The sequence below is a fragment of the Pseudomonas sp. RIT-PI-r genome (assembly GCF_001297015.1).
Taxonomy (GTDB): domain Bacteria; phylum Pseudomonadota; class Gammaproteobacteria; order Pseudomonadales; family Pseudomonadaceae; genus Aquipseudomonas.
Window position 1 is genome coordinate 475,777 of the sequence record NZ_LIGE01000023.1, and the last position, 7,315, is coordinate 483,091.

General features: G+C 58.5%; 6 protein-coding genes and 1 pseudogene. 2 read left to right on the plus strand and 5 right to left on the minus strand.

Features of this window, described 5'->3' with window-relative positions:
- Positions 1–158: 158 nt before the first annotated feature.
- The 4 genes from AK821_RS11725 to AK821_RS11740 all read right to left on the minus strand — a co-directional run bounded on the left by AK821_RS11725 (position 159) and on the right by AK821_RS11740 (position 4,383).
- Positions 159–1,592 carry an NAD(P)(+) transhydrogenase (Re/Si-specific) subunit beta gene (locus tag AK821_RS11725; protein WP_016985542.1) on the minus strand — a complete coding sequence of 478 codons (1,434 nt, stop codon included), beginning with the start codon at positions 1,590–1,592 and terminating at the stop codon, positions 159–161.
- A complete protein-coding gene (locus tag AK821_RS11730; RefSeq protein WP_003187417.1) occupies positions 1,592–1,912 on the minus strand; it encodes an NAD(P) transhydrogenase subunit alpha in 321 nt (106 codons plus the stop codon). The genes AK821_RS11725 and AK821_RS11730 overlap by 1 nt, the downstream gene beginning before the upstream one ends.
- Before the next feature lie 15 nt (positions 1,913–1,927).
- Positions 1,928–3,049 (minus strand): Re/Si-specific NAD(P)(+) transhydrogenase subunit alpha, encoded by a 1,122-nt coding sequence (locus AK821_RS11735; protein WP_064389773.1) that lies wholly within the window; start codon positions 3,047–3,049, stop codon positions 1,928–1,930.
- A 434-nt stretch (positions 3,050–3,483) separates the two neighbouring features.
- Entirely contained in the window at positions 3,484–4,383 is a 900-nt protein-coding gene (locus AK821_RS11740) for a LysR family transcriptional regulator (RefSeq protein WP_064389774.1), read from the minus strand.
- Between the two features lie 158 nt (positions 4,384–4,541).
- Here AK821_RS11740 and AK821_RS11745 point away from each other — a divergent pair, with 158 nt between their 5' ends.
- Together AK821_RS11745 and AK821_RS11750 are read left to right on the plus strand one after the other, a co-directional pair.
- Complete coding sequence (locus AK821_RS11745; RefSeq protein WP_007953903.1) at positions 4,542–5,723, plus strand: acyl-CoA dehydrogenase; 1,182 nt, start codon at positions 4,542–4,544, stop codon at positions 5,721–5,723.
- A gap of 13 nt (positions 5,724–5,736) precedes the next feature.
- Positions 5,737–6,957: a CaiB/BaiF CoA transferase family protein gene (locus AK821_RS11750; RefSeq protein WP_064389775.1), complete on the plus strand. Its 1,221-nt coding sequence runs from the start codon at positions 5,737–5,739 to the stop codon at positions 6,955–6,957.
- 178 nt (positions 6,958–7,135) lie between these two features.
- Here AK821_RS11750 and AK821_RS31015 read toward each other — a convergent pair.
- Positions 7,136–7,315, minus strand: a pseudogene (locus AK821_RS31015) (hypothetical protein); the annotation flags it as partial.

Here is a 7,315-nt window from a genome sequence, read left to right on the forward strand (position 1 = left end):
CGCCTGTCCCGCTACCAAGGTCGCAAACGAGGCGTCTATTCAGCGGGTTTCAAGTAAAACACCGTTACTGGATCTGCAACAACGCGGCATATTGTCCGACTGTTTGCGCAAACAAAAACGCCCCGACGAGTCGGGGCGTTCGGTGCTGCAGCGGGGAATTATTCGACCGCTTTGACCATGTCTTCGATGACTTTTTTAGCGTCGCCGAAGACCATCATGGTCTTGTCCAGATAGAACAGTTCGTTGTCCAGACCGGCATAGCCGCTGGCCATCGAGCGCTTGTTGACGATGATGGTCTTGGCCTTGAACGCTTCGAGAATCGGCATGCCGGCAATCGGCGACTTCGGATCGTTCTTCGCGGCCGGGTTGACCACGTCGTTCGCGCCGAGCACCAGCACCACGTCGGCCTGGCCGAACTCGGAGTTGATGTCTTCCATCTCGAACACCTGGTCGTAAGGCACTTCGGCCTCGGCGAGCAGAACGTTCATGTGGCCTGGCATACGACCGGCAACCGGGTGGATCGCATACTTCACGGTCACGCCACGGTGGGTCAGCTTCTCGGTCAATTCCTTCAGCGCATGCTGTGCACGCGCTACTGCCAAGCCGTAACCCGGGACGATGATCACGGTGTCGGCGTTGGTCAGCAGGAAAGTCGCGTCGTCAGCCGAACCGGATTTCACCGGACGGGCTTCTTTCGCACCGGCAGGGCCTGCATCGGCCGTGTTGCCGAAACCGCCGAGCAGTACATTAAAGAAGGAACGGTTCATCGCCTTGCACATGATGTACGAGAGGATCGCACCGCTCGAACCCACCAAGGAGCCTGCAATGATCAGCATCGAGTTGTTCAGCGAGAAGCCGATACCTGCCGCCGCCCAGCCCGAATAGCTGTTGAGCATCGACACCACGACCGGCATGTCTGCACCGCCAATCGGGATGATGATCAGCACGCCCATTACGAATGCCAGCGCCAGCATCAGCGCGAACGCGGTGAGGTTGCCGGTGAACATGAAGGTCAGGCCGAGTGCCAGCGTAGCCAGACCCAGCACCGCGTTCAGTTTGTGCTGACCGGCGAACTGTACCGGTGCGCCTTGGAACAGGCGGAACTTGTACTTGCCCGACAGCTTGCCGAAGGCAATCACCGAACCGGAGAAGGTGATTGCACCGATGGCGGCGCCGAGGAACAGCTCCAGACGGTTGCCCGTCGGAATCGAGTCGCCCAGCTGTTTAACGATGCCCAGCGATTGCGGCTCAACCACCGCAGCGATCGCGATGAACACAGCCGCGAGGCCGATCATGCTGTGCATGAAGGCGACCAGTTCCGGCATCTTGGTCATTTCAACGCGTTTGGCCATGATCGAACCGGCGGTGCCGCCGACCAGCAGGCCAACGATGACGTAACCGATACCGGCGGTTGCAAGTTCAGCGCCGAGCTTATAGATGAGGCCGACGGTGGTGAGGATCGCCAACGCCATGCCGAGCATGCCGAACAGGTTGCCGCGCCGCGAAGTAGTCGGGTGCGACAGGCCTTTGAGGGCCTGGATAAAGCAGATCGACGCGATCAGGTAGAGCGTCGTGACGAGATTCATGCTCATTACTTCGGCGCCTCTTCTTTTACTTTCGGGGCTTTCTTCTTGAACATCTCAAGCATGCGGCGGGTGACCAGGAAGCCACCAAACACGTTGACCGCCGCCAATGCCACCGCGAGGGTACCCATGGTTTTGCCCAGCGGCGTGACAGTCAGTGCAGCAGCGAGCATGGCGCCGACGATCACGATCGCCGAGATGGCGTTGGTGACCGCCATCAATGGCGTGTGCAGCGCAGGCGTAACGTTCCAGACCACGTGGTAACCGACATAAATCGCCAGCACGAAGATGATCAGGTTGTAGATACCGGGGGAGATAAGCTCTTCCATCGTCTGAATCCCTGCTTAGGCGTTTTTGCGGATGACTTGGCCGTCGCGGCACATCAGGCACGCGGCGACGATGTCGTCTTCGAGGTTGACGTCGAACTGGCCTTCTTTGGTGAACACCAGCTTGAGGAAGTCCAGCAGGTTGCGTGCGTACAGTGCCGAGGCGTCTGCAGCGACTTCGCCGGCCAGGTTGGTCGGGCCGCAAATGGTCACGCCATTCTCGACCACGACCTGATCGGCCACGGTCAGCGGGCAGTTGCCACCCTGAGCTGCCGCGAGGTCGATGACCACCGAACCCGGTTTCATCTGCGCCACGGTGTCCGCGCTCAACAGCGTCGGCGCCTTGCGGCCCGGAATCAGCGCGGTGGTGATGACGATGTCGGCTTGCTTGGCGCGTTCGTGCACAGCCTGGGCCTGACGCTGCATCCAGCTCGCTGGCATTGGCCGCGCGTAACCGCCGACACCGACGGCGCATTCGCGCTCTTCATCGGTCTCGTAAGGCACGTCGACGAACTTGGCGCCGAGGGATTCGATCTGCTCTTTCACTGCCGGACGCACGTCGGACGCTTCGATTACCGCACCCAGACGTTTCGCCGTGGCAATCGCCTGCAACCCGGCCACACCGGCGCCGAGAATCAGCACGCGCGCCGCTTTCACGGTGCCCGCAGCGGTCATCAGCATCGGCATGAAGCGTGGGTAGTGGTGAGCGGCCAGCAACACAGCCTTATAGCCGGCAATGTTCGCCTGCGACGACAACACATCGAGACTCTGCGCGCGCGAGGTGCGCGGCGCCGCTTCGAGGGCGAACGCGGTAATGCCGCACTCGGCCATCTTCGCGATGGTTTCGTTGTTGAACGGGTTGAGCATGCCCACCAACACCGTACCGCGCTTGATCAGCGTCAGTTCGGCATCGCTTGGCGCGACCACTTTGAGAATCAGCTCGGCGGCAAACGCGTCATTGGCACTGCCAATGGTTGCGCCTGCCGCTTCATAGGCACTGTCGACCACACTGGCGTTAACGCCGGCGCCGGTTTGCACAGTGACCTTATGACCTTGGCTGATCAGCTTTTTAATGGTTTCCGGGGTTGCAGCAACCCGTGTTTCACCGGTCTGGGTTTCGAGAGGAACACCAATGTGCACGTCAAATCTCCTGCGTGATCTTATTGAGTAAACCCATGCACTACGGATGGTGCGACTGGGGCGGCCGATCAGCACGATCCCGCCAAATCAGGGCGGGGCGCGGCATTTTGCAGGCGAACTTTATGCCCTTCAAGGGATTATGACGGGTGACGGAAAATTAACTACAAGTCATGCCGTGACCGAATGTCGCAGATGGCCAGCTGAATCCCTTGCAGGCCGTGCCTTGTAAGGATTCTGGTCGAATATGGAAAAATTTCTCATCGGTGGCGTGAATAGGCAGCAATGCGTCGCCCATGAAGGCTCAAAGCCACGTCGTCAGGCGCTTGTGGGACGTCTGTACGACTTTCGGATACAGTCTGTCGAATTGCGACAATTACTTATATCTGTAGGGCTTTGATTTTCCTGACTACGGGGTTAGTTATCGCTGTAAGCCTTTATCCTTCTAGGCTGTAGCTCTGTGCCTGAGTTACCAGCCAATCACGAAATGCTTTTAACGACGCTGATTCGACCTTTCGTTCGGGAATCATCAGGTAATAGGCCTTGATGCTGGAGAGTGCCTGCGGGTTGGCAATCACCAGGCGTTTCTCTGCCAATTCACGCTGAATCAAGAACGGTGGAATCAGCGCGATGCCCATGTCGTGCATGGCCGCTTGGGCGAGCATGGAGAATAGCTCGTAGCGCGGACCTGTCATGTCGCGGGGGATATTCAGGTGTCGCGAGTTGAACCACTGGCGCCAGGCGTAAGGGCGGGTGGTCTGTTGCAGCAGCGGTAGTTCGGCAATCTCGTCGGCGGTCAGAAGCGTCTTGTTGCCGAGTAGGGCGGGGCTGCACACCGGCATCGGATTTTCGCCCATCAGCCTATGGGATTCGGTACCTGACCAGTCGGCATCGCCGAAGTAGATCGCGGCATCGAATTCGGTATCCGCGAAGAGAAACGGGCGGGTGCGGTTGGTCAGGTTGACCGTGACTTCCGGGTGCTTGAGCTGGAAATCCTTGAGGCGCGGCAGCAGCCATTGCGTACCGAAGGTTGGCACCACCGCCAACTCGATCACATTGGTGCCTTGCTGGCCCATCACCGACAACGTGTCGCGCTCCACTGCGTCCAGTTGCGTGGCGACCCGACGACTGTAGGAAAGTCCTGCTTCGGTCAGCTTCACCCCGCGTCGCGAGCGTCGGAACAGTTCCACGCTGAGGAACTCCTCTAGGCTGGCGATCTGTCGGCAAATGGCGCCCTGGGTGAGGGAAAGTTCTTCGGCAGCCCGGGTAAAGCTCTCGTGGCGTGCAGCGGCTTCAAAGCTGATCAGGGCGGTGGTGCTGGGGATCTTCCTGCGCATGTACGTCAACCTCACTAATGCGCCGCATAAAAGGCATTTCGCGACGTTTCGGAGTGAGAAATTAGCACAACAGAATGCGAAATCCTCGTTTGCCGCGACGGCGAACCACGCCTAGGATCAATGCCACGTTAATTCAGCCGATTTGCGAGGACATACTCATGGGCGGTAAAGCTAGCTTCAACTGGATCGATCCCTTGCTGCTGGATCAACAGCTCACTGAAGAAGAGCGCATGATTCGCGACACCGCCGAGCAGTTCGCTCAACAGAGTCTCGCACCGCGTGTTCTTGAAGCCTTCCGTCATGAGAAGACTGACCCGGCGATCTTCCGCGAAATGGGCGAAGTCGGCCTGTTGGGTGCGACCATCCCTGAGCAGTACGGTGGCAGCGGCCTCAACTATGTCAGCTACGGCCTGATTGCTCGCGAAGTGGAGCGCGTCGACTCTGGCTATCGCTCGATGATGAGCGTGCAGTCGTCGCTGGTGATGGTGCCGATCAACGAATTCGGCACCGAAGCACAGAAACAGAAATACCTGCCGAAACTGGCGTCCGGTGAATGGATCGGCTGCTTCGGCCTGACCGAGCCAAACCATGGCTCCGACCCAGGTGCGATGATTACCCGTGCTCGTAAAGTAGATGGCGGTTATAGCCTGACCGGCGCAAAGATGTGGATCACCAACAGCCCGATCGCCGATGTGTTCGTGGTCTGGGCCAAAGACGATGCCGGCGACATCCGTGGTTTCGTCCTGGAGAAGGGCTGGAAAGGCCTGAGCGCTCCGGCGATTCACGGCAAAGTAGGCCTGCGTGCTTCGATCACTGGTGAGATCGTCATGGACAACGTGTTTGTACCGGAAGAGAACATCTTCCCGGACGTGCGCGGTCTGAAAGGTCCGTTCACCTGCCTCAACTCTGCGCGCTACGGCATTTCCTGGGGCGCACTGGGCGCTGCCGAGTTCTGCTGGCACACCGCTCGCCAGTACACGCTGGATCGCCAACAGTTCGGTCGCCCATTGGCCGCTACTCAGTTGATCCAGAAGAAACTGGCCGACATGCAAACCGAGATCACGCTGGCCCTGCAAGGCTGCCTGCGCCTGGGTCGCATGAAGGACGAAGGTACTGCTGCGGTCGAAATCACTTCGATCATGAAGCGCAACTCCTGCGGCAAGTCGCTGGACATCGCCCGCATGGCGCGCGACATGCTCGGCGGCAACGGTATCTCCGACGAATTCGGCGTGGCCCGTCACCTGGTCAACCTGGAAGTGGTGAATACCTATGAAGGTACTCATGACGTTCACGCACTGATCCTTGGGCGTGCGCAAACCGGTCTGCAGGCGTTCTATTAATAGGAGAGCGACCATGGGCGCGCTGTCGCATCTGCGGGTACTGGATTTATCGCGCGTGTTGGCCGGGCCGTGGGCCGGGCAGATCCTCGCCGACCTTGGCGCCGAGGTGATCAAGGTCGAGCGTCCGGGCAATGGTGACGACACTCGCGCCTGGGGGCCGCCCTTCCTTAAAGACGCTTATGGCGAGAATACCTCGGAAGCGGCTTATTACCTGTCGGCCAACCGCAACAAGCAATCGGTGACCATCGACTTCACCCGTCCTGAGGGGCAGAAGCTGGTGCGCGAGTTGGCGGCCAAGTCGGACATCCTTATCGAGAACTTCAAGGTCGGTGGTCTGGCGGCTTATGGGCTGGACTATGAGTCGCTGAAGGCGATCAATCCGAACTTGATCTATTGCTCGATTACCGGGTTCGGCCAGACCGGGCCTTATGCCAAGCGCGCTGGCTATGACTTCATGATTCAGGGGCTGGGCGGGCTGATGAGTCTGACCGGTCGTCCCGAGGGTGATGAAGGTGCCGGGCCTGTGAAGGTCGGTGTGGCACTGACGGATATCCTCACGGGGCTTTATTCGACTGTCGCGATTCTTGCGGCGTTGGCTCATCGCGATCACGACGGTGGTGGTCAGCACATCGATATGGCGTTGCTGGATGTGCAGGTTGCGTGTCTGGCTAACCAGGCGATGAATTATCTGACCACGGGCAATGCGCCTAAGCGTCTGGGTAATGCGCATCCGAATATCGTGCCTTATCAGGACTTTCCTACGGCTGATGGTGATTTCATTCTTACCGTGGGTAATGACGGGCAGTTCCGAAAGTTTGCCGAAGTGGCGGGGCAGTCGCAGTGGGCTGACGATCCACGGTTTGCTACTAATAAACTGCGCGTCGCGAACCGGGCGGTGTTGATCCCGCTGATTCGCCAGGCGACGGTGTTCAAGACGACTGCCGAATGGGTTGCCGAGTTGGAGCAGGCGGGTGTGCCTTGTGGGCCGATCAATGATCTGTCGCAGGTATTCGAGGATCCGCAGGTGAAGGCGCGTGGTCTGGCGATAGAGCTGCCGCACGCACTCGCGGGGATGGTGCCGCAGGTGGCCAGTCCTATCCGTATGTCGCAGACACCGGTTGAGTACCGTCGTGCCCCGCCTTTGTTGGGTGAGCATACGCTGGAGGTTCTGCAGGGTGTGCTGGGCTTGGGCGCGGGTGCGGTGGCAGAGTTGAAGGCGGCTGGGGTGCTCTAAAGATCCCTTCTATATAGAAGAGATCACGTTTGCTTCCTATATATAGGTGCATTTGGTCGTTATTTAACCAATCTGCAAGTGATTGAAAGAAAAGCGAAATTAACGGTTGACGGCAGATCCCAGACGTCTATAATTCGCCCCACTTCCGGCGCAGTCGAAACGGAAAACTCCTTGAGATTCAATGAGTTATGTAGGTTTCGGCAGCAGGTTGCTTCAGTTCATCGAAGCCAGAAAGGAAGTTGAAAAAGAGGTGTTGACAGCAGCGTGTAACGCTGTAGAATTCGCCTCCCGCTGCAGAGAGATCTGAAGCGCAAGTGGTTGAAGTTGTTGAAGAATTCTTCGAAAACTTCTGAAAATA